Below are 25,666 nucleotides of genomic sequence, written 5' to 3' on the forward strand. Positions count from 1 at the left end.
GGAAGAGGGAAGAGGGAAGAGGGAAGAGGGAAGAGGGAAGAGGGAAGAGGGAAGAGGGAAGAGGGAAGAGGGAAGAGGGAAGAGGGAAGAGGGAAGAGTGAAGAGTGAAGGGGGAAGGGACCTCAGAGACCTCAGAGACCTCAGGGACGGCAGGGACGGCAGGGACGGCAGGGACGGCAGGGACGGCAGAGACGGCAGGGACGGCAGAGACGGCAGAGACGGCAGAGACGGCAGAGACTACAGGGGCTACAGGGACCACTGGGGCTACAGGGACCACTGGGGCTACAGGGACGGCGGGGGTTACAGGGAAGGCGGGGGTTACAGGGACCGCAGGGAGCTATGGTCGTGGGGGGCGCGGCTGGGGGGCTCAGGTTTTTTGTGGGGGGGCGGCGGTTTGGCCGTCGTAGGCGAGGACTTCGTCGATGTTGTATTCGAGCTGGACGCCGGCGGCGCGGAACATGGCTTCGGATTCTTCGCCGGCGTGGTATTTTTTCTCGCAGACGACGCGCACTATGCCGCAGTTGATGATGAGCATGGCGCAGACGCGGCATGGGGTCATGCGGCAGTAGAGGGTGGAGCCTTTGAGGGAGACGCCGAGCTTGGCGGCCTGGCAGATGGCGTTTTGCTCGGCGTGGACGGTGCGCACGCAGTGCTGTGTGATGCGGTCGTCGTCGTGGATCATGCGTTTGAAGAGGTGGCCCACTTCGTCGCAGTGGGGCAGGCCGGTGGGCGAGCCGACGTAGCCGGTGACGAGGAGCTGTTTGTCGCGCGCGATGACGCAGCCGCTGCGGCCGCGGTCGCAGGTGGCCCGCTTGGCGATGGTGTTGGCCACTTCCATGAAGTATTCGTCCCACGAGGGGCGCTTGTACTCTTCCGCCATGCTTGCGCCTTTCCGGAGCCCGTTGCCGGGGGTTGCGTGCTGGGGCAGCAGTATACAGGGCGGGGCGGCTTCCGCAAAATGGCGGGCCGCGGTAATGTGAAATCGCCCCGGCCGGTTCGGGTGAACCGGCCGGGGCGGCGGGATTATGCGTTGCGACCTTTAGACCTGGCTTTCGCCGGAGAGTGGATCAAACACGCGTTCGTAGGCGCGGCGGACCACATTCTGGAGGGCGGTCAGGACAGCGATCAGCCAGGCGAGGATACCGAGACTTGAATCGCCGGGATTGCATCCGCCGGGATTCTGTCCGAAGCCCAATTCGGCGCGCGACAGGAATCCGTCACCGTTGGTGTCCAGCGCATCAAACTGGGCGTCGGTCAGCTCGGGGAAGAGCAAGCGCGATTCCTCGCGGGAGATGAGGCCGTCGCCGTTGGTGTCGGCCTGATCGAACACGGCGCGCAGTTCCGCGGCCAGGTCGCCCGTTTCGCCTTCGCCTTCGCCTTCGCCTTCACCCTCGCCTTCGCCTTCGCCTTCACCCTCGCCTTCACCTTCGCCTTCACCTTCACCTTCGCCTTCGCCTTCGCCTTCACCTTCGCCCTCGCCTTCGCCTTCACCCTCGCCTTCGCCTTCACCCTCGCCCTCGCCTTCGCCTTCGCCCTCACCTTCACCTTCGCCCTCACCTTCACCTTCACCTTCGCCCTCGCCTTCACCTTCGCCCTCGCCTTCCGCGGCGACGGCGTTTACGGTGATGGTGATTTCGATGCGGTCTTCCAGGGCGGGCTCGCCGGCATCCGTGGCCACGAGGGTCACGGTGTAGACGCCGGCGTCGCCGGTGGCCGGGGTCCACGCGAAGGCGCCGGTTTCGGCGTCGAGCGCGGCGCCGGTGGGGAGCCCTTCGGCGCTGTAGGTGATGGCGTCGTTGTCCGGATCGGCGGCGGACACGGTGAAGGCGAGTTCGGCGCCTTCGTCCACCGTCTGGTCGCCGATGGCGCCGAATTCGGGCGCGCGGTTGACGTTATTCACGGTGATGGCGATGGTTTCGCTGTCGCTTTCGGCGGGATCGCCATCGTCCAGGACGGTGAAGGTCACTTCATAGAGGCCGGCCGCGTCAAAGCCCGGGGTCCAGGCGAATTCCTGGGTTTCCGGGTCGAAGCCGGCGCCGTCGGGAAGGCCGTCCGCCGTATAGAGCAGCGTGTCGCCATCGGGGTCGCTTGCGGTCACCATGAAGGCGAGGGTTTCGCCCTCGTTCACGGTGCGGTTGCCAATTGCGGCGAGCTGCGGCATGCGGTTCACGTGGCCGACGGTGATGGTGATGGCCTGGCTGTCGCTTTCGGCCGGATCGCCGTTGTCGGTGGCGGTGAAGGTGACGTCCGTGTAGACCCCGGCCTGGCCGAAGGCCGGCGTCCAGGTGAAGGCGCCGGTGGCCCCGTCGAGCGCGGCGCCTTCCGGCAGGTTCCCGGCGGTGTAGGTGATATCATCGCCATCGGGGTCGGTCGCCGTGACGGTGAACGCGAGGGTCTGGTTTTCGTCGACCTCCTGGTCGAGGAGCTCGTCGAGGGCCGGCGGCCGGTTGACGTCGCCGACGGTGATGGCGATGGTTTCGGTGTCGGTGAGCGGCGGTTCGCCGTCGTCGGTGACGCGGAAGAGGACGCCCGCGTAGACGCCGGCCTGGTCGAAGCCCGGGGTCCAGGAGAAGGTGGCGGTATCGGGGTCGAACGTCGCGCCGTCGGGCAGGTTGGCGGCGTCGAAGGTGAGCGCGTGGCCCTCGGCGTCGGTGGCGGCGAGGGTGAATTCGAGGGTAGCGCCCTCGGCCACTTCCTGGTTGCCGATGGGTTCGAGGACGGGCGCGTCGTTCACGGGCGTGATCTGGAAGAGGAACGTGCCCTCGGCCGGCTCCGCGCCGTCCTCGCCGCCATCGGCCAGGGAGAAGGAGAAGGCGTCGGCCATGGTCTCGCTGCCGTCGTGGGTGTAGACCAGCGCGGCGCTGTCGAGATCGGCCTGGGTGAAGGCGGTAATGGGATCGCCGGGCGCGGCGGCGAACGCGAGTATGCCGCGTTCGGGCGCCAGGGTGACGGTGTAAGTCAATTGATCGCCGGCGTCGTCCGGGTCGTCGGCGGCGAGCACGGTTGCGTCGAGCGCGACGGATCCGCCTTCGGCGACAAGCGTGCCGAGGTTCAGGCCCACGAGCGGGGCGTCGTTGATCGGGTTGACGGTGACGTTGATGGTGATGGAGGCTTCGTCCTCACCATCGGAGACCTGGAGGGTGAAGCTGTCGCCGCCGTGGAAGTCATGATCCGGGACGTAGTCGAGCGTGATCGGGCTGGCGCCCTCGCCGCTGGCGGTTGCGACGCCGTTGGCGGGCTGCTGCGCGATGGACCAGGTGAGCGTGTCGTTTTCCACATCCGAGGCGTGGATGTAGGGCGCGCTCCAGGGTGTCGGGTCGCCGTCTTCGTCCATGGTGACGGACAGCGGGCCCTCGGTGAGGATTTCGGGCGCGTCGTTGATGGGGTTGACGGTGACGTTGATGACGATGCTGTCGGAGAGCTCACCATCGGAGACCGTCACGGTGAAGCTGTCGGCGCCGTTGTAGTTTGCGTTTGGCGCGAAGGTGAACGTCGACGGGGATGCGCCCGTGCCGCTGACGGTCGCCGTGCCGTGGCTTGCGGGGGAGGATACGTACCAGACCAGCGGGTCGCCGTCGGCATCCACCGCGTCCAGCGCCGGCGCAACCCAGGGCGTCGGGTCGCCATCTTCGTCCATCGTGACGGTGAGCGGGCCATCGCCCTGCGTGATCACCGGGGCGTCGGGCCGCGGGTTGATGGTCACGTTGACCGTAATGGTGGCCGTGCCGCCGTTGCCGTCGTCGATCTGCACGTCGAAGGCGTCCACGCCGTTGTAGTCGGCGTCGGGCACATAGCCGATGGGCATTTCCGTGCCGGCGCCGCTGGCGGTCGCGTCGCCGTTCGAGGCCGGTGAGGAGATGCTCCAGGTGATGGTGTCGTTATCCTTGTCGGCGGCGAACAAGGTCAGCGCGAAGGCGGTCGGGTCGCCGTCCTCGTCCATCGTTACGCTGGCAGGGCCGGTGATCGGCGCGCGGTCAAAGAATTGGATGCGATCCGTAGAGTCCGCCGCATAGAGGCGTCCGCTGGGCGCAACGGCCACCCCTCTCACCGCGGTGAACTCGCCGTCGCCGGCGCCGGCGGCTCCCACGCCGAACAGGAAGTCCCCCGCCGCCGTGAAGGCCTGCACCCGGCTGCCGTTGTATTCGCCGGCGTACACGACATCGCCCGGCCCCACGTCGATACCGAAGACCTGGTTGAACTGGCCGTCGCCGCTGCCGGCGCCGCCCCACTCGCGGATGAAGTTCCCGTTGATGTCGTACACCTGAATCATGCTGTCGCCATAGTCCGCGACATATACATTGTCCGCGCTGTCGATGGCGATGCCGTAGGCGTTCTCGATTTCGCCCGGGCCGGCGCCGGATACGCCCCATGCGCGCAGGAAGTCGCCGTTCGAATTGAAGACCTGAACGCGGTCGTTGCCGTTGTCCATCACGAACACTTCATCCGCCGAACTCACGGCGATGTCGGACGGGAAGCTGAACTCCCCGTTGCCCGACCCGCTGCTTCCCCATTTCGTCAGGAACGTACCCGTGCTCGAAAACTTCTGCACGCGCACGTCGGAAGTCTGGGTAACATAGACGTTGCCGCTGGAGTCCACGCCGACGCCGTAGGGGCAATTGAGCTGGCCGTCGCCCGATCCGAAGGAGCCAAACTGTCCGGCGAAATTGCCGTCCGCGTCGAAGTACTGAATCCGGGAATTGTTCAGGTCGACGGCATACACGCGCCCCGCGGCGGGATCGACCGCGATCATGGTTAGTCCCGAGAACTGGCCGTCGCCGCTGCCGTTCGCGCCCCACTGCCCCACATAGGCGAGATCGTTGCTGTCTACAAAGGCCGGCGCGTCATTCACCGGATTGACTGTTACGTTTACGCCGATCGTGTCCGTGTCCGTGCCGTCGCTCACCTGAACCGTGAAACTGTCCATCCCGTTGAAGTTTGCGACGGGCACATACGTGAACACCGCCGGCGAAGTACCCGTGCCGCTTACGGTCGCAGTGCCGCGACTTGCCTGCGACAGGAGCGACCACGTGAGCGTATCGCCGGTGTCGGGGTCGGTGGCGGTCAACACCGGCGCGACAAAGGCCTGGGGCGCGCCGTCTTCGTCCATGGTGACGGAGAGGGGGCCGGTCTGGTCGATGACGGGCGCGTCCTGCTGCGGGTTGATGGTGACGTTCACCGTGACATTGGAGGCGTCGAGGCCGTCGGTGATTTCGACGATGAAGCTGTCCATCCCGTTGAAGTCGGGTTCGGGCGTGTAGGCGATAGTCTTTTCCGTGCCCGTGCCGGAGACGCTTGCGGACCCGTTCGCGGCGTTGGTGGAGATGCTCCAGGTGATGGTGTCGCCTTCGACATCGGCGGCCTGCAGGGTCAGGTCGAAGGCGGTCGGGTCGCCATCCTCGTCCATGGTAACTTCGATGGGCGCGCTGGAGGCCACCCGGTCAAAGTACTGAATTCGCGCCGCGGACAGGTCGGCGACGTAGATCCGGTTCTCGGGGGTGATGGCGAGTCCGAAGGGTGATGAGAACTGCCCGTCGCCGCTTCCGGAGGAACCGAAGGTGTCCAGAAAGGCGCCGGATGTGTCGAATATCTGCACGCGCCGGGTGGACTGCTCCGCCGTGTATACGAGGTCTCCCGGGCCGATCGCAACGCCCCAGGCGCCGTTGAACTGGCCTTCCCCGGATCCGGTCGTGCCCCATTTTCGAAGGAAATTGCCGCTGGCGTCGAAGACCTGAATATTGTTGTTAGAGATGTCCGCCACATAGACATTTTCCGCGCTATCGAGCGCGACGCCGAAAATGTTGTTAAACTCGCCATCGCCCGTGCCCGGCGCGCCCCATTTCGTGATGAAATTGCCGTTCGCATCGAACTTCTGCACGCGATCATTGTCGCTATCGGCCACATAGACGTTGCCCGACGCGCCGATTGCGATGCCGATCGGCAGGCTGAAATGGCCGTCCGCCAAACCGCTTGCACCCCACTCGAAGGAAAAATCGCCGTTCGCGTCGAAGACTTGAATCCTGTGGTTCAAGTAGTCTGTTACATAGACATTGCCCGCGGCGTCCACCGCGACGCCCGTCGGCTGGTTCAACTGGCCCGGCCCCGATCCCGAAGAACCGAACTTTCGCACGAACGCACCGTCCGCATCGAAAACCTGGATCCGGTGATTGCCGGCGTCGGCGGTGTATACATTCCCGTCGCTGTCGAGCGCGATGAGGCGCAGGCTGTTGAATTGCCCGTCCCCCGCGCCCCCGCTGCCCCATTTGCCGGCAAACTCAATCTCCCGCACGAATTCCGGCGCGTCGTTGATGGGATTTATTGTGACGTTGACGACGATATCGTCGGTTTGGAAATCGGCGGTGACCTGGACCGTGAAACTGTCCGCTCCGTAGAAATTCCGCTTGGGCGTGTAGGTGAAGACCGCCGGTGCGCCGCCGGTCCCGCTGACCTCCGCTTTGCCGTTTGCCGGCGGCACGGACACGCTCCAGGTCATGGGGTCGCCCTCGGCGTCGGAGGCGGTTAGGGTGGGCGCGACAAAGGGAGTCGGGCTTCCGTCTTCATCCATGATGACTTCCAGCGGGCCAGTCTGATCGATCACGGGCGGCGTGCCGTTGGCGTGGGCCGGGGTGGCTGCGAAAAGGAGGCCGGTGACGGCCACGAGGAGCCCGAAGAATTGGAGGCGGTTGCGATCAGCCCCCTGGAATGTAATACGTGTTCCCATATTGCTGCCCTTTATATGTTCCGTTTTGTAGCGGAGCGGTTGTCCCGACGCGGGTGGCCCGATTGCCCCGGACTCGCCACGCGGTTCGATTGTCGTGACAGAAGTGTTCAAGTGTACAGGAGGACGAATCATTCTGGCAAGAAAAAAAGCAAAAAAATCACGAATATTTCGAGGAGCATACGAATTTGTCATGTATTTACTGTGATCGCTGGGCCCAATGCCTTCAAAGTATACCCAGCAAATATGGAATTGCCAATATAAACATCAAATATTTATAGTTTCTTTCAGATTATGCAATAGACTGGGTGGATGATCGGCGTTTCCGTGGCGGCGGCTGAAGCAGCGCAGCAAAAAATGGACAGGGTGGACAGGGTGGACAGGGTGGACAGGGTGGACAGGGTGGACAGGGTGGACAGGGTGGACAGGGTGGACAGGGTGGACAGGGTGGACTGGGTGGACTGGGTGGACTGGGTGGACTGGGTGGACTGGGTGGACAGGGTGGACAGGGTGGACAGGGTGGACAGGGTGGACTGGGTGGACTGGGTGGACTGGGTGGACTGGGTGGACTGGGTGGACAGGGTGGACTGGGTGGACCCGCCTTCGGCGGGCAGGCCTGTCGACGGCGTGGACCCGCCTTCGGCGGGCAGGCCCGTGGACGGGGTGGACTTGGTGGACGGGGTAGGCGGGCGGTAGAATCGGGGAAAATGGGCGGGCAAATCGGCGCCGGCCGTGATGGATTGGAGCGTGTTTGATGGAAATCTACTGGCGGGATGTGAGCATACCGATTCATGCGGGGACGACGGTGTGGCCGGGGGACGATCCGGTTCGTTTTGAGGCGGCGAGCCGGATTGCGGAGGGGGCGAGCTGCAATACGTCGTCGCTGACGGTACCGAGCCATTGCGGGACGCATTGCGATGCGCCGTGGCACTTTGAGGACGATGGGAAGAAGCTGCACGAGGTGGATTTCCAGGTGTTTTTTGGCGTGGCGCGGGTCATCGAGTTGCTGGATGTGGATCTGGTGCGCGCGGATGACCTAGGTCCCGCGCCTTTGCCGCCGCGCATTCTGCTGAAGACGCGGAACAGCGATTATCCCGTGAATGGGCCGTTCAAGACCGATTTTGTGGCGGTGGCTCCGGACGCGGCGCAGCGGATGGTGGACGAGGGCGTGCGCCTGGTGGGGGTGGACTACCTGTCGGTGGCGGCGTACAAGGATGCGGCTCCGACGCACCATATTCTGCTGCGGAACGAGGTATTTATCGTGGAGGGCCTGTGCCTCCGGGATGTGCCGGCGGGCGATCATCCGTTTACGGTGTTGCCGATGCCGCTGCACGGGGCGGACGGGGCGCCTTGCCGGGCGTTTGTGGGGCTTGCGATGTGATGGGTGCGCGGCCGTGAAAGGGGAACCCGGCCCCGCCGTATCGCCAGCCGATTACATTGATGATGGAATGTTAAACTGGAAGGTGCTTCCCCGACCGATTTCGCTCTTCAGTCCAATCTCGCCCCCTTGCGCCTCCACGGCCAGCTTGCAGAAAGTCAATCCCAGGCCCGTGGAGTACGCCTTTCCGCTCCCGCCACCCGGCGCCTGCGCGAATTTATCGAAGACACGCGCTTGATACTCCAACGGGATACCGTCACCCGTATCACTTACGGCGACGACAACGCCGCTTTCCGTGACCGAGAGGTCGACACACACGACGCTCTTCGCCCCGCCAAACTTCAGCGCATTCGCGACGAGGTTCTGCAGGATCCGCCGGGTAAGGTCCGGATCGCAGATGGCGGCTACGGGCGCATTCGGCGGATGGAATTCGATCCGGGCCTCTCTGGAGTATGCCTTGAGGGCATCCAACGCGTCCGCGATAAGCTTACCCAGGTCGCATTGACGCTTGTTCACGGGCATCGCACCAGCTTCCAGGCGGCTTACGTCGAGCAGCGTTGACACCATCTCGTTCAATTGGGCGCCCGAAGCGCGAAGATGGCCCGCCATTTCAAGCAAGTCCCCGTTGCCGGCCTGCCGCAGCTCCATTTCGATGATTTCCGCATACCCAAGGATGCCCATCAGGGGGGAGCGCATATCGTGGACGATCATGTGAACGAGTTGATCTCGCTGCGACTCGAGATCGCACAGACGCTCGTAGCTCTCTTGCGCCCGCCGCCTCTGCGCCTCAATTTCCAGCTGCTGCTGGCGTAGACGGAGATGGGCCGCGACCCGCGCCAGCACTTCGGACTCCTGGAAGGGTTTGCTTACGTAGTCCACGCCGCCCGAATTGAAGGCCCGGAGCATGTTCGCCGTGTCGTCCAGGGCGCTGATAAAGATTACCGGGGTCTCTCCGAGCCGCTCGTCGGCCTTGAGCCGGCGGCACACCTCGAAGCCATCCATCTCGGGCATCATGATATCCAGGAGAATGAGGTCCGGCGGGTTGGCGGCGGCCGCGCGCAGGGCCATGGCGCCGCGGGGGAAGGCGACGACGCGGTAGCCCCGCCCGCGAAGAATTTCCTCCAACAGGCTGAGGTTCGCCGGTGTATCGTCCACGAGCATGATCGTCGGAAGCGCGTTTTCGGCTGTTGTCATGATAGGTTCCCACCCATGCCCAGCACCTCGCCGAGCCTGTCATAGTCGTACTCCCCGGCGATGGCGTTCAAGGCGCCCGCCACCGCATCGTCCAATCCCGTTGCCCCGGCGACGAGTCCCTTGAGCCTCCCCATGTCGCCCGCCGCCACGGCTTGCCGCATGGCGTCCAACAGGGCCTCGGGAACGCCGGCCAGATCATCGGCTGTGATGTGGCCGCTCATGGATTTGCCCGGCCGGGCCGCGGGCACTTCTTTGTAGACATAGCGGAGCCCCAGGTGTTTTCCGAGCACCTCAAAGATGGTCTGGGGGCGATAGGGCTTGCGCACGTAACCGTCCACCCCGCTCGCCAGCACGGCCCGTTCATCGTCCTCGAAAGCGCTGGCCGTCACGGCAATTACCGGGGTAGCCCGCGCCCGGGGGTTGCTCTTGATGCGGCGGGTGGCTTCGTAGCCGTCCATCGCGGGCATCCGCAAGTCCATCAGCACGATATGGGGTTCCCAGCGTTCCACGAGATCCAGCGCCTCGGATCCGTTTGCGGCCTCTTCAATGACGAAGCCGACGGGCTCCAGGATAGCGCGCAGCAAGTCGCGGTTACTTTTGTTGTCGTCGACAACCAGGATTCGATACGGCCCGCCAGAATCGGCCTCCAGGCCGACGACGACCAGGGACGCTGGTATGGATACGTCTTCGAGGCCATCGACGGGCGTTACGGGGACACAAACCCGGAAGCAAGAGCCTTCGCCCACTCGGCTTTCGACGGTCAGTTGCCCGCCCATCATTTCGGTCAGGCGTTTGCTGATGGCCAGCCCCAGCCCCGTTCCGCCCGAGTCGACGCCGGCATCTGACTGGCGAAATGCCTGAAATATGTGTTCCCTATCCTCTTCGGGGATTCCCGGCCCGGTATCCTCGACCTCCACGACGAGCCGCATATACGCGGGCCCGTCCGCGGGGCCGTCCGCGATCGCATCGGCGCGCGCCCGCAGAGCGACGCCGCCCTCTTTGGTAAATTTCACGGCGTTGCCCATCAAGTTGATGAGGACTTGCCGCAATTTCGCATCGTCTGCCGCGACGTACTCGGGCACGCTCTCCCGCCGTTCCACGATGATGTGCAGGCCCTTGGCCTCCGCGCGCGACCGCACCATCATTTCCAGGTCGTTGAGCAACTCGTGGAGATTGAAGTTCGTCGGGTGTAGCCCGAGCTTCCCGGATTCGATTCGGGACATGTCCAGAATGTCATTGATCAGCCCCAGGAGATGGCGTCCGCTGCGGGTGATCGTGTGGACCTGTTCGGCCTGCCGCGCCGTGAGTGAGCCATCCCGCTCCAACACCTGTGCGAAACCCAAAATGGCATTCAGCGGCGTCCGAATCTCGTGGCTCATGTTGGCGACGAATGCGCTCTTGGCGCGATTGGCCTCTTCGACCGCGTGCCGGGCGGCGCGCTCGTGTTCGAGCGCCTTGCGATCGGTAATATCCAGGATCTGGGATACGAAGTACACTTCTTCATCGCCCTCCACCCGGACCAGCGACGCGCTCAGGAGGCACCAGATCGCTTCCCCGGATTTTCTCAGATAGCGCTTCTCCATCTGATAGGAATTCTTCTCGCCCGCAAGCACCCGGCGCACGTTGTCGAGATCGGCTTGCAGGTCTTCCGGGTGGGTGATATCTTGAAAGGTCATGGCGAGAAGTTCGTCTTGCGAATAGCCCATGATCGCGCACGTGGCATAGTTTACCTTGAGCCATTGCCCGTCCGGCGCGACGAGGGCCATCCCTATCGGGGCGTATTCGAAGGCATAAAGGAAACGTTTCTGGCTGGCCGCCAACTGTCTTTCCGCCCGCTTGTGACTTGTGACATCGCGCGCCACGCCCTGTATCCCGACGGCCTTCCCCTCGCTATTCCGGATGAATGAAAGGTGCATGGAAATATCGGCGGTTTCCCCGCCGGCCCGGTAATGCTCGGCCTCGATGATAAAAGATTGCCCGGCCCCGTCCGCGACGTCTTTCTCCAGCTCTTCCCGGCAAATGGCCTCGATCCTCGCCCGGGAGGCCGGTGGAAATCGGTCGGCCATCCCCTTGCGCAGGTATACATCAACCGGATCGCCGAACACGCGTTCGACCGAGGGGCTCACGTAGGCCGTGCGCCAGCCCAGATCCGCTGTAAAGACCACATCGGAGATATTGTCGGTTATCTGCCGCAGCTTCGCCTCGCTCTCACGCAACGACGCCGTCAGCGTGACGGCCAGACGCCGAGCCCGCACGATGGTGTTCTCCTGCGCCCGAATCAGGAGGAATGACAGGAGGCCCAGGGCAAGCCCCGCGAACCAAATCGCCCAGGGAAACCAGGGGTGGGCGCCCGCTTCAAACTCGGGCGCGGCCCGAAACGACAGCGTCCATTGGTGGCCGTAGAGGTCAAGTGTCGCTTGGGAGTTCAGGGCCGATCCGTAGTCCGCCGCCGCGGCGCCGGTTCGGGAGTAGATTAATGCGCCGGGCTCCGCCCGGTCACCGTCATACACGTCAATAAGTACGTGGGGCGAACGCTCCGGAAAGAGCACCGCCATCAGGTCGTGCATGCGGAACGAGACAAACACGAAACCCTCGAGGTTGTCCATCCGCAACTGTACGTCACCGGACGGAACGCCGTTCGCGTATATGGGCGCCAGCATCAGGAGGCCGGGCTGATCGTCGTCCTCGGACGCCTGGACCAGCCGGACCGCGCCGGAGAGGGACACCGCGCCCGTGTCCCGGGCGCGTTCCATGGCGGCGCGGCGCACGGGATCGGAGTAGGCGTCGTAGCCGAAAGCGCGGCGGTTTTGCTCGTCAAAGGGCTCCAGGTATACAAACGGCGCATAATCTTCCCGTTCGCCCGGAGGCCAGACCGCGTAGTCGGGAAATCCCGCCGCTCGCACGGTTTCCGTATGCTGTGCCAGTTGGGACGCCGGAACGTATTCCAGGAATCCCACCGCCTGAATTCCGGGATAGGATTCCTGGACCGACTGATACGCCGCGTAGGCGCGCCACTCCTCCCGAGTGACATCCTCCGAGGCCGCGTACACCCCCGCCCCGCCTTGCAGGATCATGCGGTAGTCGTGCAAGCGCTCCGCAATGCGCCGGGTGATATCCTCGCAGTACTCTTCATAGCGACTCCGGATTTGCTCCGACTCCGCCTGGGTCCAGGCACGTTGCAACCAGGCCGTTGCCAGGAGCAACCCGGCCAACACCAGATATGGCAGCACCCTCTTTAAGAAACGGCGCCCAGTATGTATATCCGCAGAAGTCGCCATGCGAAAAAACAGTCCCAGGTGATGTCCGTACTACCCGCTAAGATTCTAGATACGCAACACTTAAGCGGTCTGAAGTGCGGAACGGCATGTGTTCTTAACCAATGGAGCCGGCGCTCTCTAGCCGTATTGCGCCTGCGGCGCAATCTGCCGGCGGGCCGCCGGCGCTCCATAGTTGCACGTAGCCTTTGTTGAGCAAGTCGCTTTGGTTTGGCCACAGCACTTCGTTCGGCTAAAGTGATACCTAAATACTACTTCTATCGCAAACTCGCGCCACGCCCCATGGTATCGCACGAGCCGCCTAACGCCTTTCCGCCACCACCGGATATAACATGGACATTCTTCCCGATAGACTCCGCCATCGGAATTCCATCTAACCCCTCCCCAAATCCGCCATCGTGCGTTGTCGAGATACACACGCGCTTCCCGTACCAACGCGATTCCACATTGGTTTGATCCGACAGTTCACAGATTACACCAAAACGGAACACTTGTCAATGCGCGGGAAATCTCAGGGCCAGGCAGCTGCCGGAGCGGTATCGCGCACCGTCCAAATTCGGGATGTGCCGGCGGGCGATCATCCGTTTACGGTGTTGCCGATGCCGCTGCACGGGGCGGACGGGGCGCCTTGCCGGGCGTTTGTGGGGCTTCCGGCCGCGCTTTGAGGCTTGGGTTGGGGATTGCGCGCCAACTGAATTCGGGGTAGGATGGAGGGGTCCGGAAGCATCACCGGTAGATCGAAGGCCCATGTACATCGGCGGTTCGCGCGGAATTCGAATCCGGGGCGGGGCGGTCCGCGCCGCCCAGTGCTCGACTTTTCTTTCACCGCGCCGCGTGTTCCGGTCCTCCCTCCCCTGCCTTGTGGCGACCGCACTTCTCCTGTGTGGGTGTGAGGGGACGGGCCATGGCGTTGTACGGGTATCGGGGGAGATTGAAGCGCGGGATGTGGCGGCGGGATCGCGTATAGGCGGGCGGGTTTCGGAAGTGCTCGCACGCGAAGGCGACTCGGTGGCGGCTGGGGCGATCCTGGTGCGCCTGGACGATGCCGAGCCCCGCGCGGCGCTGGCGGCGGCGGAGGCGCAGCTGGCGCTTCGGGAGGCGGGCCTGGCCAAATTGCGGAACGGCGCGACGACGGAACAGCGAGATCAGGCGCGGGCCGCGGTGGATGCGGCGGCGGCGCAGCTTACGCAGGCGCTGAACGGGGCGCGCGACGAGGAGATTCAAACGGCGGCGGCGGGGGTGTCGACGGCGCTGGCGGAGCGGACGGTGTCGCGGCAGGAATTTGAACGCATTCATAACCTGTATGATCAGGGGGTGGCTTCGGCGCGGCAGCTGGACCAGGCGCGGGCGGCGCGGGATGCGGCGGAGGCGCGTTACCGTGCGGCGAGCGAGCAGCGGGACCTGGTGATTGCCGGGGCGCGGGACGAGGAGATCGCGGCGGCGCGCGCGCACCTGGCCCAGGCCGAGGCCGCGTTGGCGGAGGTGCTTCGGGGGGCGCGCGACGAGGATATCGCGGCGGCGGTTGCGGGGCGGGACGCGGCCCTGGCGGAGGTGGCGCGCGCGCGGGCGCAGCTGGAGGAGATGATGATCGTGGCCCCGATGGACGGTGTGGTGGAGTCGCTGGATGTGTTGCCGGGGGATATTGTGCGGCCGGGCCCGCTGGTGGGGCTGGTGGACCCGGCGCGCCTGGAGGTGACGATCTACGTGGGCGCGGCGCTGCTTGGCCACCTGCAACTCCAGCAACAGGTGGATTTTACGGCGGACGCGTTTGGGGGGGAGCGTTTTACCGGGACCATCGTACAGATCGCCTCCGAGGGGGAGTTTACGCCGCGCAATCTTCAGACGGAAGAGGAGCGGGTGCAACAGGTCTTCGGTGTGAAGGCAGCGCTGGATCCGGCGGGCGGACGGCTGCGTCCGGGCATGTCGGTGACGGCGCACTTGCCGCGCGCGAACGGCGGGGCGCGATGAAGCCGGTGGTTCAGGCCGAGGCACTGACCCGGCGCTTCGGCGCGTTCACGGCGGTGGACGGCGTGAGCCTGGAGATTGTGGAGGGGGACATCTTCGGGTTTCTCGGGCCGAACGGATCGGGGAAGACGACGCTGATCCGGATGCTGTGTGGGCTGCTGCGCCCGACGGGCGGATCGGGCACGGTGCTGGGGCATGATGTCGTGCGGGAGAGCGAGGCGATCAAGCGCGAGATCGGGTACATGTCGCAACAGTTCAGCCTGTACAGCGATCTGACCGTGCTGGAGAACCTGACGTTCTACGCGGGGATCTATGGCATCCCCCGGCGGGAGCGCCGGGATCGGATCGAGGAGGTGATTGCGACCACGGACATTGGGGCGTACCGGCATCGGCTGGCTTCGCGGCTCTCCGGGGGGTGGAAGCAGCGGCTGGCGCTGGCCTGCGCGCTGGTGCATCGCCCGCGATTGCTGTTTCTGGACGAGCCGACGGCGGGAATCGATCCCGTGGCGCGGCGGGATCTCTGGGATCTGTTGTTTGACCTGGCGGGCGCCGGGGTGACGTTTTTCGTGACGACGCACTATATGGACGAGGCGGAGCGGTGCAGCCACCTGGGGTATATTTACTATGCGCAGCTGGTGGCGTATGGCACGCCCGGGGAACTGAAATCGCTTCCCGATGTCACGCCGCCGGGCTGCGGGCGGTATGAGGTCCGGGTGTCGGGGGCGCTTCGCGCGATGCGGACCTTGAACTCGTTCAGTTATGTGCGGGACGCGACGGCCTTTGGGGACGCGCTGCATGTGCTGGCCGAACACGGGGTGGGCGATGCGCTTGCGCGGGATCTGGCGGGGGCTGGTTTCGGGGCGGCGCAGGTTCGCGCGATCCCGGCCACGCTGGAGGATGTTTTCGTGACGCTCACGCGGACGCGCGCGCGGGAACGGGAGTCCGGCCATGTTTAGGGGGCTTTCGGCGGTGATCTACAAGGAGTCGAAGCATATTCTGCGGGATCCGCGCACGCTTTTCCTGATGCTGCTGGTGCCGGCGCTGCAGCTGACGGTTTTTGGCTACGCGATCAACACGGACATCAAGAACATTCCGACGGTGGTGTTTAACCTGGACGGGCGCGCGGACAGCCGGGCGCTGATCGAGCGTTTTGTGAATACGGGGTATTTCGACATTCGCCGGCATGCGGCTACGGCGGAAGAGGTTGAGGCGGCGATCATCCGGGGCGAGGCGAAGGTGGGATTGAAGATTCCGCGGGACTATAGCGATCGGTTGCTGGCGGGCGAGGAAACGGCGGTGCAGGTGCTGATTGACGGGAGCGATTCGACGGTGGCGATGCAGGCGTTGAACGTGAGCAATGCGGTGGTGCTGCGCGCGTCGGTGGCGGAGCTTGCGCGCGAGTTGGGGGCTAACGGCGCGCCCGCGATTGAGTCACGTCCGCGGGTGCTGTTTAATCCGGACATGCGGACGGCGAATTTCATGGTACCGGGGCTGGTGGGGATTATCCTGCAGATCATTACGATGTTGCTGACGGCGTTTGCGATTGTGCGGGAGAAGGAAAGCGGGACGCTGGAGCAGCTCATGGTGACGCCGGTGTCCCGGCTGGGGCTCATTCTGGGTAAGCTCCTTCCCTATGGGGCGGTGGGAATTATTGAGACCATCTCGGTGGTGCTGCTGATGCGCTTTCTCTTTCAGGTGCCGATTGCGGGGAGCGTGTTGCTGCTGGCGGGCTTCACGCTGGTCTTTCTGTTTACGGCGCTGGGGCTGGGGCTGTTGATATCGACGGTCGCGGCGAACCAGATGCAGGCGCTGCAGGTGGCGTTTCTGATTATTCTGCCGTCGGTGCTGCTTTCGGGCTTTATCTTTCCGCAGGAAGCGATGCCCCATATCATTTATCTCATCGGGCAGGCGGTGCCGGCGACGTGGTTCATTGAGATTCTGCGGGGGATCATCCTGCGGGACACGGGGTTCGCGGATCTGTGGTTGAACGGCGCGGTGCTGGCGGGGATGGGGGTGTTTGTGCTGGGGCTTGCGACGCTGCGTTTTCAGAAGCATCTGGGGTGAGGGGGGGTTGGTGGTGGGATGGCGTGGTGGACTCGGTCCGGGACTTACCCCCGCGTTTCGGGTATTGCGGCCGAGGTGTGGGTGTTGGGTTGGACGGGTGGCTTGCCGGGTGGGGTTTGGCTGCTGTGCGGCGGTACGTCCCTTGGCGGCGGAATCGCGTGGCGCGGTTGGGGGTTGTGGGTGGATGAACGGGATTGGGGCACCGTGGGGACGGGGGCGGTCGTTGCCGCGGGCAGGAATGCCCGCGATCCTGTGTTGGCGTTTGCTGGTGGATTGGGACGCCGGGGTGGGTTGTGTTCGCGGCGCGGCTTTTTGTTAGAGTATGGGTTTCTTTGAAATTGACCTGGAAGGAATTGAGTTATGCAATCCGAACTTTCCATTTCTCGCGGGCTTACCGCCTTGCTGGCGGCGTGGTGCGTCTTGATCGCGCCGGCCTGCGCGGGTGTCGGCAAGGAGGACATCCATATTCAGAACGGGCATCTTACCCGGGACAACCATGCGATTACGCTGAAGGCCATCATGACGCCCGATCTGCTGGCGGGGCACGATGAACTGGGCAAGACGGCTCCGGTGCTTGCGCGGATTGCGTACGTGGGCGGGAACACGGCGTGCGCGGACCTGGTGGGCTTCAACGCGGACGGCACGGCGCTGGATCCGAAGGTTGTGGAGACGATCGGGCTGCTTGGCCACCGGACGAAGGAGCAGCGGATGGCGCTGATGGTTCGGGTGCTGGGCGGGAATCATGATCCGGCGTTTAGCGCGCGGGCGGTGGAGACGGCGGCCCAGGCGCTGGCCAACGAGCGGCGCGCGCTCTATTACTTTGACGGCCCGGACGCGGACAAGTGGGCGGCGCGTTTCATGGAACTGGCTCCGAACCTGGCGGTGGCGTCGCCGAACGCGGGGCATGTGAAGGTGGTGTCGGAGACGCCGTCGGCGCCGGCGGGCCGCCCGACGCTGGTGGCGGGCCGGGCGCATGCGCACTTCGACACGGACACGCATTTTGTGCTGGACGGTAGCGACGCCTCGTACGAGACGGTGGAGAAGACGCTGGTAACGGATGCCGAAAAACAGCCGTGGACGCCGGACAATTCGGTTCTTTCGGAGGCGGAACGGGCGGAGGGCTTTATTGCGCTGGCCAACGGGAAGAACTTTGACGGGTGGTGGTTTCCGAACGAGCAGAATTCGTTTATCGTGAACGAGCGCGGGGAGTTCGAGTTTGTCGAACCGGGCGGGAAGGTTATCCTGACGCGAGACCGCTACAGCAATTTTGTGCTGCGATTGGACTACAAGATCACGGAGGGCGGCAACAGCGGCGTTTTCCTGCGGGCTCCGCGTGACGCGCGGCAATCGAAGATTGGCATGGAGTTTCAGATTCATGGCGACGCGGGGGTTGAGGTGAGCGATGACATGACCGGGGCAATCTACAAGGTGGTGGCTCCGCGGGTGAATGCGAGTAATCCGCCGATGGAATGGAACAGCCTGGAGATCCAGCTGGATGGAAGCTGGATCCGCGCGACGCTGAACGGCCAGGTGATCCACGATTTTGACATGGACACGGTGGAAGAGTTGCGTTACCGCCTGAGGGAGGGTTTTATCGGCCTTCAGGATCACGATCACTACGTGGCGTTTCGCAACGTGCGCTTGAAGAAGCTTTAATCCGGCGCTGCCGGCACAACGGAGAATACGAGACATGGCAAGTACACGACGTCAATTCCTGGGTCAGGCGACGGCCTTTTCGGCGGCCGCGCTGGCGGGCAACGCACTGGCGGCGCCGGGACCGGCCTTCCTGCTGGGATCGCAGAGCTACAGTTTCCGGAAGTTCGACACGATCGGGGTCATCAGCGAGGTGAAGAAGCTCGGGCTGAGCGCGATCGAGTTCTGCGGGGTGCATTTCCCGTGCGATCCGGCGCACGCGGGCCTGGCTGAGGTGAAACAGCTCATCGCGGACGCGGGCATTGTTGTGCCGTGTTACGGCGTGGAGAGCTTCACGGCGGACGAGGCGGCGAACCGCGCGAAGTTTGAGTTCGCGAAGGCGATGGGCATTGGCATTCTCACGGCGGACCCGCTGCCGGAGTCCTTCGACAGCCTGGACAAGCTGACGGAGGAATATAAGATCAAGATTGCGATTCACAACCATGGCCCGAACGACATGCGCTATGGGAAGGTGCAGATGGTGCTGGACGCGATCCAGGATCACAGCCCGATGATCGGGGCGTGCGTGGACACGGGCCACAGTATCCGTTCGGGCGAGAAGCCGCACGAGGTGCTGGCGGCGCTGGGCGATCGCGTGATCTCGCTGCACCTGAAGGATTGGACGCACGGCGGCGAGGAACAGATCCTGGGCGATGGCGACATGGACCTTACGGCGGTGGCGAAGGTGCTGAAGGACATCAACTTCGGCGGGCCGCTGATGATCGAATATGAGAACAGCCCGGAGAATCCGGGGCCGGATATGGCGGTGGGTATGGTGAACTGGCAGAAGGCGGTGGACGCGGTGTGGACGGCGTAGTTTTCGCTGATTGAATGCGGACGAATCTGATCGCGCGCCCGGGAATGGCCGGGCGCGCGATTTTTTTGTTTTGAAGGGGTTTGGCGATGGGGGTGGCGGGTATGTATGGATCCCTGGCGCGCCATTGGCGCGAACACAGGCGGGACGCCCGCCTCCGGCGCGTCATGGACCTGCGCCACTTTCTTTTCGAGGTGGTTTTGGTGGGGGCAGGGGAATTTTTTGGAGGCGGGCTCACTTTGCCGCGGACACGAATGTCCGCGATCCTTTTGCGCCTTTGGCGCGATGGACAGCCGGGACGGCTATCCTACATTTGCGCCTTGCGGCGCTGAACACAGCCGGGACGGCTGTGCCACTTTCTTTTCGAGGTGGTTTTGGTGGGGGCAGGGGAATTTTTTGGAGGCGGGCTCACTTTGCCGCGGAATGTCCGCGATCCTTTGCGACTTCGGCGCCTGGACAGCCGGGACGGCTATTCCGCCTGCGGCGGACTTTCAGCCTGCTTTTTGCAGGCACGGCTCGAATACGGCGCTGCGTGCCCGTTGGTGGCCGACGTGGGCTTTGCCGCGGACAGGAATGTCCGCGATCCTTTGCGCCTTTGGCGCTTCGCAGACAGGAATGTCTGCGTCCCTCGCGCGGTGGACAGCCGGGACGGCTATCCTACATTCATCGAGGTTGTTTTGGCTGGCTACGAATGGAGAGCCCGGGTTCGTGGCGTGTGTTGGGTCAGGCAGGGATGCCTAATCCGCCTGCGGCGGACTTTCAGCCTCCGCTGGCGCCGCTTGTTTGCGGTGTCACTGGCAGGGTTGGGAGTGCGTGACAACGGGCACACGTAGGCGCGGGGGCGCCATCGCGTGGCATGGGTTGGGGGCCGTCGGATAATTGAGATGGCGTTGCCGCTTGCTGGAATGCCCGCGATCCCGTGCTGGCGGTTTCGGGGTATTATGGCAGGGGTGTGGGTTGTCTGAAATCTCGGGTTGGCGCAATGGCAGGCAGGGATGCCTAATCCGCCTGCGGCGGACTTTGGCAGGGCGAAATGTTACTATCCCGGAAACGTGGAGGTTGAACGATATGAAGACCCTGATGATTGTTTCGGCGGTTTGGTCGGTGTTTGGGGCGGAACCGGCGGATGGCGTGCGGGGGGTGAATTATGAGCGGTACGAAACGCCCCGGATTACGGCGGTGATTGGCGATAACAGCGCGCTGGGGGAGCACCGGAGCCGTTATAACGGGGTGTATTCCCTGACGACCCCGGCACTGGCGGAGTCGCCGTTTGTTCCGTTTTACGCGGGGCTGAATCTGGAGCATTATTTCGACATGCGGCCGGATATCAACCGGGACAACAACGTATTTTTCGAGCCGCGCATTGCGCCGATGTCGTTTACGGCGCTGGGGGAGGATAGTTGCGCGCTGCACCAGCCGGAGACGCCGTACTGGCGGGTGGAGAGCAAGACGGTCTTCACGGTGACGCCGGAGGGGTATATTGACCTGGATTTCAGGTGCACACCGCACGCGGACCACTGGGTGGGCGATTTTCTGGGCGTATTCTGGGCGTCGTACATCAACGCGCCGGAAGACAAGAGCATCTATTTCCTGGAGGCGGGATCCACGCCGGAAGCGCCGCGGTGGGTGCAGTATTGCACGCAGCGGCACGGCCTGCACAGCACGGTGCGCGGGGCGGACGATGACCTCCCGATGGAAGGGCCGGAATCCACTACGAATTTGTTTGTGAGCCTGTCGCCTTTGCGCTACGCCCTGCCCTTTTACTATGGCCGTTTCCGCGACCATGTGCTGATCTTCCTGTATGAAGCGGGTGACGGCGGGGTTATCCGATTTTCACACTCGCCATCCGGCGGCGGGAATACTCCGGACGGTACGGACACGAACCCGGCGTGGGACGTGCAGCTGATTGTGCCGCAGCCGGAGGTTGGGCGGTGGTACGGGATGAAGGCGCGTTTGATTGTGAAGCCGTGGGAAGGTCGGGAGGATGTCCTGGCGCACGTGAAGGCCTATTACGGCGGAGCGGGCGCGGGCGAATAGCGAAGGCAACAGCGGGCGCGGGCGCGATCGCCTTTGCGGCATTTTGTCAGCGGAAGAAATACTCCAGCAGTTCCCTCGGCGCGCCCATGAACTCGGCGCGCTGAAGATCCCCGCAGAACTGCTGGTCTCCGCCGGTGTAGTACACGTAGGTCCGGTCGCGGAAGTAACAGAGCTCCGCGTCGGACGCGTTCGATTCGCGGATGTCGTCCGGGCGCAGGGGATGCACCTTATTTTCCGGCTGGAAGGTCACGAAGGGACGGCCCTCCGGCGCGTCGTCCCATTGGACGAGGTCCGTGGAGCGGGTGATGCGCGTCTCGTAGCGGTTTTCTCCCAGGCTTTGCAGGTAGAGCGTGTAGTAGTAGCCGCCTTCGTGGTAGAGGGCGGGCCCGCCGACGTACTTGTCCACGCCATAGTAGGCGTCGGGAACCTGCTCCCACTTCACCAGGTCGTCCGACGTGAAATACTTGAAGGTGAATGCGGGCCAGCGCGGGTCGTTGGTTTCGACGAGCATCACGAATTTTTCCGGCCCGCGGCACACGGCGACGTTGAAAAATTTCTCGTCCTCGTTTGCGCGGAGCACCACCCGGGGTTCGGTCCAGTTCTTGAGATCGGTTGATTGCGTCAAACTGATTTCGCGCACCTCCCATTTCTTCTCCGTACCCCAGTTGCTGCCGAAGACGTACACCCGATCCTCCCACACGAAGGTGAAAGCGAGCCCGTGTCCGATCAATGGCGTGGATACAATTCGGTCGGCCGCCACGTCTCGGATGCGCACTTCGTCCTGTTCGAAAAGCTGCTGGTGTTTTTCGAAGCCGTATTCCCACTGTTTCTGCCAGCTTTCCATCAGGTAGAACTTGTCCTGAAACACGAAGGGCGTCACTTCGACGAGGGGGGACTCGAGTTTGGCCCGGTTGACGAGGGGATGTTTCCAGGCCGGCGGATCGGCGGATTCCGCGGGGGCCGACAGTGCGGCTCCCAGGGCGAGCAGGTTTGCGGCGAAATACATGGGTAGTCTCCAATCGGGTTGGTAAGTTAGACGCCGAACTGGCGGAGGTGGTGATCCAGGTGCACGCCGTGGACGCGCGCCCATTTCCGGAGCGGGATATGGCCGAGTAGGGGGCTGTAGCCGGTTGCGCCGGGCCGCTCCTCCAGGGCCGCGACGAAGCGGCGCAGCGCCGCGAGGCAGGCTTCGCGCTCGGCGTCGAGGCCGCCCTCGGGCTCCGGAAAGAGGCCGGGCGGCGCCTTGATCCGCCCGCGGGGCCAGTTTGTGAACCACTCGAAGAAGAGGTACCACAGGAGGAATCCCGGCGCTGGGACAAAGACCTTTTCCGCCGGGCGGTCGCCGAGCGAGACTTCGAACATGTGGCGCAGGTGGCGAAGCATGCGTTCCGGAGACAGCGTTCCCCACTGGCGTTGGGAACCGTCTTGAATGCGCCCGATCCTTGCGACAAACTCGGGCGCGGTTTCCGGATTGAGGTCGATTCTTGCCATGTAGCACTCCCGGTTGCTTGTAAAGCGCGCGAGGCGGCGTCGCCGGGCGACACCGCCTCGCGTTTACACCGGAAGTATAGGCTACACGCCCGTCCCGCTCAACGGAACCTGCACGGTTGGCGTGTCGGGGTCGTTTGTGTCGACTTCGAGCACCGCCGATTTTAATCCGGTGCTGGACGGATTGAAGACGATTGCAATGGTCCGTCTCCTTCCCGGAAGCACGGTGGATTGGCCCGTGTCGAGCACGATCCGGAATTGGGTCGCATCGGTTCCGGCGATCCGCCTTCCGCTCACCAACAGATTGGCATCGCCCACATTCGTGATATTGATTGCGATGGTGCTCGTGTCGCCGCCACTGACAGGCCATTCTCCGAAGTCGGCGGATTCCGGGCTGACCATGACATCGGGTGCGGGCTCTACCGGGTTTTCGCCCTCGCCCTCGCCTTCACCCTCGCCTTCACCCTCGCCCTCACCCTCGCCCTCGCCTTCGCCCTCTCCTTCGCCTTCGCCCTCACCTTCACCTTCGCCTTCGCCTTCACCTTCACCTTCGCCTTCACCCTCTCCCCCACCTTCGCCCTCGCCTTCACCTTCACCTTCACCTTCACCTTCACCTTCGCCCTCACCTTCGCCTTCGCCTTCGCCTTCGCCTTCACCCTCGCCCTCGCCCTCGCCTTCACCTTCACCTTCACCCTCGCCCTCGCCCTCGCCCTCGCCTTCGCCACCCGCATCCTCGCATTCGCCCAGCGTATCGCCGTGGGCGAGGTGCGCCGCCAGGGCCGCCGGCGCGATCTCGATGACATGCCGCTGTCCACTGGACCCGAGCGGCCCGTGGCACACGCGCACCTTTTCGCCCCGGCCCCGTTTCTCCAGCGCGATCGTCGGGCCGTCAACGAGGAAACGGATACTTTCCGCCACGAGAACGCCGGCCGTGTCCCGAGTGCCCGATACAACGACGCGCGCGCCGGGGCGCAGGTCGCTCAACGCGCCGGTGGGGAGGACTCGCGTATTCGGCCCGCAGGCCACCAGCACCACGCCACCTCCGGTTTCGAGGACCAGCGCCCCGGGGCCGGGGCGAAAGGCCTGAACCAGACCCGACGCCGCGGCCACGCCCGACGCGAGGCGGTCCGCCAGCGCGAATTGGGGATCGAGCGCGAGCGAGTCGCCCGAGTGGACCACTCCGAGGTCCACCAGGAGCAATGGCAGGTAGAGCTCATCCTGCGCCTCTACCTCGAACTGCACCGGGACGAAACGAATTCCACCGTCCGTTATATGGGCGGGGAGCACCTCTCCCCCGCTCCCCGTCACGGCGGCATCGGAAAAGATGAGCTCCATGCCGGTGTAGTACCCGGCGTCCAGCGCGCGCGAGCCCAACAGCTGGGCGACCGATTCGAGCGCCAGCAGGTCGGCGATTTGCGGGCCTGCGAACAGCGGGACCTGGACGAGATCTCCGTAGGAAGTTTCGCGGTAGAGGTAGACCGCTTCCAGCGTGACCCACGCCCCGGCCAGCGAATCAACGGACGCAATGGTCGCCTCCAGGGTGGCCGTGGCTTCTCCCGCGTTCCCCTCCTTCGCCACATTCGGGCAGCCCGCGAGCAACGCCATTGCGGCCAGCGCCGCCGCGCCCCATTGCAACCCCTTTGTAAGCCGCCAATGAATCGTTTTCATACGACGTCTCCTCTCTACCCTGCCCCTTGCCGGGGCTCTGGCCGCTCCCGCCGTGAATCCAGCCGTTGCGGTGTCTTCGCACAGAGAACATTGATAGATTGTTGACGCCAACGGGAATCGTACCACAATTTTTTCAAATGTGCTTTTCCGGGCGGGGTGAACGGGTGTTGACGCGATACGCGTAACGGATGAAGGTGGTCGCCGGGGAAGCTTGTAAGTTCCCTGTCTCGTTGGGTCAGGGATTTCCGCGATCCTTTGCGCCTTCGGCGCCTGGACAGCCGGGACGGCTATCCTACATTTGCGCCTTGCGGCGCTGAACACAGCCGAGACGCCCGCCTCCGGCGCGTCATGGAGCTGTGCCACTTTCCCTTCGGGGTGGTTTTTGGTGGGGTGAGGGGAACCTTTTGGAGGTGGGCTCACTTTGCCGCGGACACGAATGTCCGCGATCCTTTGCGCCTTCGGCGCCTGGACAGCCGGGACGGCTATCCTACATTTGCGCCGTTGGCGCGGTGGACAGCCGGGACGGCTATCCTACTTTTGCGCCTTCGGCGCCTGGACAGCCGGGACGGCTATCCTACTTTTCGCAGCAATGTCCGCGAACTTTCGACTCATGCTCGCCTTGGCCGAGACACGCGTTAATACTGGTGGGTGCTTCGTTCCGCTGAAGTATTTTCTCAGATGCTTGGACTTTGATTGCACGGGGCGGATGCGGGGATGATGCGGTGTGTGCTTTCGGAGCTGGGCTTTGGGGCGCGGATTGACACTTTTGTACATGCGGGACGTTTTTTGTCGCTCGGGGCGTTGGCGCCGGAAATCGGGCGATCGTTGGCGCGTGTGAATTCAGGGGTTTAGGGAGGAATGCTGGTTGGCACGACTCTTGTATATCGAGTTCTGTGTGCGATTGTGAAGGAATTGATAAGGAGTGAGGCCATGAAAAAAAATCAGGGGTTTACGTTAATCGAGTTGCTGATCGTGGTGGAGATTATTGCGATTGTCGCGGCGATCGCGTTCCCGAATTATATCCGGACGCGCATTCAGACGAATGAGGCGGCGGCGGTCGCGAGTCTGCGGGTCATATTGGACGCGCAGAACAACTACAACACGCAGAATTACGTGTACGCGGAGAGTTTTGCGCAGCTGACGAGCGCGAATCCGCCCTACCTGACCGGTGGCGACTGGAACGCGCCGCGCAATGGCTATCGCTACCGCGTAGCGGGCGAGGTGACCAATTTCGTGGCGCACGCCGAGCCGGTCGAATACAACGTGACGGGCTGGCACGGGTTTCGGATCGACGCGAGCGGGGCGGTGCGGTACGCGGTCGGCGAGGAGGCGGGGCCGGACAGCCCGGTGTTGCAGGGATCGAATTAGGGGTGCGC

Annotated in this window: 16 protein-coding genes; 8 read left to right on the forward strand and 8 right to left on the reverse strand. The window is 63.8% G+C overall.

Features of this window, described 5'->3' with window-relative positions; translation table 11 throughout:
- Nucleotides 1-367 precede the first annotated feature (367 nt).
- The 3 genes from KF886_15660 to KF886_15670 all read right to left on the reverse strand — a co-directional run bounded on the left by KF886_15660 (nt 368) and on the right by KF886_15670 (nt 7,477).
- Complete coding sequence (locus KF886_15660; GenBank protein MBX3178790.1) at nt 368-880, reverse strand: cytidine/deoxycytidylate deaminase family protein; 513 nt, start codon at nt 878-880, stop codon at nt 368-370.
- Nucleotides 881-1,039: 159 nt separating this feature from the next.
- Nucleotides 1,040-6,718 (reverse strand): tandem-95 repeat protein, encoded by a 5,679-nt coding sequence (locus KF886_15665; GenBank protein ID MBX3178791.1) that lies wholly within the window; start codon nt 6,716-6,718, stop codon nt 1,040-1,042.
- Nucleotides 6,719-6,982: 264 nt separating this feature from the next.
- Nucleotides 6,983-7,477: a DUF4573 domain-containing protein gene (locus KF886_15670; GenBank protein MBX3178792.1), complete on the reverse strand. Its 495-nt coding sequence runs from the start codon at nt 7,475-7,477 to the stop codon at nt 6,983-6,985.
- Between KF886_15670 and KF886_15675 the strand changes: the two genes are divergently transcribed.
- Nucleotides 7,470-8,096 (forward strand): cyclase family protein, encoded by a 627-nt coding sequence (locus tag KF886_15675; GenBank protein ID MBX3178793.1) that lies wholly within the window; start codon nt 7,470-7,472, stop codon nt 8,094-8,096. The two genes, KF886_15670 and KF886_15675, sit on opposite strands and share 8 nt — an antisense overlap.
- Before the next feature lie 51 nt (nt 8,097-8,147).
- On the opposite strand, the gene KF886_15680 is transcribed toward KF886_15675, so the two are convergent.
- Together KF886_15680 and KF886_15685 are read right to left on the reverse strand one after the other, a co-directional pair.
- Entirely contained in the window at nt 8,148-9,287 is a 1,140-nt protein-coding gene (locus KF886_15680) for a hybrid sensor histidine kinase/response regulator (protein ID MBX3178794.1), read from the reverse strand.
- A complete protein-coding gene (locus tag KF886_15685) occupies nt 9,284-12,469 on the reverse strand; it encodes a CHASE domain-containing protein (GenBank protein ID MBX3178795.1) in 3,186 nt (1,061 codons plus the stop codon). Before KF886_15685 ends, KF886_15680 begins: the two co-directional genes overlap by 4 nt.
- A 1,077-nt stretch (nt 12,470-13,546) precedes the next feature.
- On the opposite strand from KF886_15685, the gene KF886_15690 reads away from it, so the two are divergent.
- The 6 genes from KF886_15690 to KF886_15715 all read left to right on the forward strand — a co-directional run bounded on the left by KF886_15690 (nt 13,547) and on the right by KF886_15715 (nt 21,134).
- Nucleotides 13,547-14,530 (forward strand): HlyD family efflux transporter periplasmic adaptor subunit, encoded by a 984-nt coding sequence (locus KF886_15690; GenBank protein MBX3178796.1) that lies wholly within the window; start codon nt 13,547-13,549, stop codon nt 14,528-14,530.
- On the forward strand, nt 14,527-15,483 hold the full coding sequence (locus KF886_15695) for an ABC transporter ATP-binding protein (GenBank protein MBX3178797.1): 957 nt from the start codon (nt 14,527-14,529) through the stop codon (nt 15,481-15,483). The genes KF886_15690 and KF886_15695 overlap by 4 nt, the downstream gene beginning before the upstream one ends.
- Complete coding sequence (locus KF886_15700; GenBank protein MBX3178798.1) at nt 15,476-16,591, forward strand: ABC transporter permease; 1,116 nt, start codon at nt 15,476-15,478, stop codon at nt 16,589-16,591. Before KF886_15695 ends, KF886_15700 begins: the two co-directional genes overlap by 8 nt.
- Nucleotides 16,592-16,951: 360 nt before the next feature.
- On the forward strand, nt 16,952-18,247 hold the full coding sequence (locus KF886_15705; protein ID MBX3178799.1) for a DUF1080 domain-containing protein: 1,296 nt from the start codon (nt 16,952-16,954) through the stop codon (nt 18,245-18,247).
- Between the two features lie 34 nt (nt 18,248-18,281).
- Entirely contained in the window at nt 18,282-19,100 is an 819-nt protein-coding gene (locus KF886_15710; GenBank protein ID MBX3178800.1) for a sugar phosphate isomerase/epimerase, read from the forward strand.
- A 1,065-nt stretch (nt 19,101-20,165) separates the two neighbouring features.
- Nucleotides 20,166-21,134, forward strand: coding sequence for a hypothetical protein (locus KF886_15715; GenBank protein MBX3178801.1), 969 nt, complete (start codon nt 20,166-20,168; stop codon nt 21,132-21,134).
- Between the two features lie 46 nt (nt 21,135-21,180).
- Here the strand turns inward: KF886_15715 and KF886_15720 are convergent, their stop codons facing one another.
- From KF886_15720 to KF886_15730, 3 genes are all read right to left on the reverse strand, one after another.
- Nucleotides 21,181-22,140 carry a hypothetical protein gene (locus KF886_15720; GenBank protein MBX3178802.1) on the reverse strand — a complete coding sequence of 320 codons (960 nt, stop codon included), beginning with the start codon at nt 22,138-22,140 and terminating at the stop codon, nt 21,181-21,183.
- 26 nt (nt 22,141-22,166) lie between these two features.
- Nucleotides 22,167-22,625, reverse strand: a complete 459-nt coding sequence (locus tag KF886_15725; protein MBX3178803.1) for a DUF1569 domain-containing protein — start codon at nt 22,623-22,625, stop codon at nt 22,167-22,169.
- An 81-nt stretch (nt 22,626-22,706) separates the two neighbouring features.
- Complete coding sequence (locus KF886_15730) at nt 22,707-24,290, reverse strand: choice-of-anchor D domain-containing protein (GenBank protein ID MBX3178804.1); 1,584 nt, start codon at nt 24,288-24,290, stop codon at nt 22,707-22,709.
- 930 nt (nt 24,291-25,220) lie between these two features.
- On the opposite strand from KF886_15730, the gene KF886_15735 reads away from it, so the two are divergent.
- A complete protein-coding gene (locus tag KF886_15735) occupies nt 25,221-25,658 on the forward strand; it encodes a prepilin-type N-terminal cleavage/methylation domain-containing protein (GenBank protein ID MBX3178805.1) in 438 nt (145 codons plus the stop codon).
- Nucleotides 25,659-25,666: the final 8 nt, after the last annotated feature.

The organism is Candidatus Hydrogenedentota bacterium, assembly GCA_019637335.1.
In the GTDB taxonomy this organism is placed as follows: domain Bacteria; phylum Hydrogenedentota; class Hydrogenedentia; order Hydrogenedentales; family JAEUWI01; genus JAEUWI01.